Origin of the sequence: Mesotoga sp. HF07.pep.5.2.highcov (assembly GCF_003666285.1) — a bacterium.
Taxonomy (GTDB): domain Bacteria; phylum Thermotogota; class Thermotogae; order Petrotogales; family Kosmotogaceae; genus Mesotoga; species Mesotoga prima.
Genome location: NZ_JFHJ01000362.1, coordinates 1 through 888 on the forward strand (window position 1 = coordinate 1; position 888 = coordinate 888).

Sequence of the window (888 nt, forward strand, 5' to 3'; positions counted from 1 at the left end):
AGTAGTACTATAACGACTGCTCTTCAACTAGGCGCAGAGAAAGTCATTCCGGTTTCTAATGTCAAACAGGCGCTGGAAGAAAGAAATAGGAATCCCGAGGTAGTTCTAGTGGGGGAGAGGGAAGCATTGAAAATACCGGGTTTTGATCTAGGAAATTCGCCGGTTGAGCTTTCTGAAAGTTTTGTGAAGGGAAAGGAAGTTGTTATGACAACTACTAATGGAACTGTAGCTGCTCTAAAATCAAGAAAAGCAAAGAGGATCACAGTTGCTTCATTCCTTAATTTGGAAAGCATTGCCAGACACATAGAAAGAGAGAAAGGAAGAGTTGAAATCCAATGCGCAGGTAGTGACGGAGAGCCTTCGCTGGAGGACACACTGCTTGCGGGGGCGCTTGTCAAACGCTTGGGAGATGTCGGTATAAACGATAGTTGCTGGATAGCCTCTTTTCTTTATGAATCGGTTAGGATCGATTTGAAAGACTTTATTGCTGAAAACGGAGTACACGCAAAAAAACTTCTGTCTCTTGGCTTTAGTGAAGATTTATCCTTTTGTGCTAAAATCAACTTGTACGATCTGGTTCCTTTGTGGCGGAACAACGGTTTCGTACGGGGGTAATTCAATGGAGTTCGTTTCTAATGCTTTTTTCATTCTAGCTATGGGCGCGCTTTTTCTGTCATTGATCTTTTTTGAGATTGGGACAAAGAAGGTGCGAAAGCCAAAGAGCGAAGTGAAGCCTGAAGATTACAAACCTTACGATAGGAAAGGCTGGTATTCCCTTCTGGCAGCGGGAGGGTTTCTTGGTTTGTCCTTGTTATTTGCTTTGATCTTATAAGGTCGAGGGGGTTGAAAAAATGCCTAACAAGCTAGCAGTTGACAACGTTGTATCTA

Annotated in this window: 2 protein-coding genes; both read left to right on the forward strand. The window is 43.0% G+C overall.

Annotated elements, in window-relative coordinates; all coding sequences use genetic code 11:
• Nucleotides 1–615, forward strand: a 615-nt coding sequence (locus BG32_RS07715; protein WP_147434884.1) for a 2-phosphosulfolactate phosphatase, incomplete at its 5' end; no start/stop codon positions are given.
• A gap of 4 nt (nucleotides 616–619) precedes the next feature.
• Complete coding sequence (locus BG32_RS07720; RefSeq protein WP_006492310.1) at nucleotides 620–832, forward strand: hypothetical protein; 213 nt, start codon at nucleotides 620–622, stop codon at nucleotides 830–832.
• The last annotated feature ends 56 nt before the right edge of the window (nucleotides 833–888 follow it).

Excerpts from the sequence above, each read along its gene's own strand:
- BG32_RS07720 (WP_006492310.1), top strand. The coding sequence starts at position 620 with ATGGAGTTCGTTTCTAATGCTTTTTTCATTCTAGCTATGGGCGCGCTT.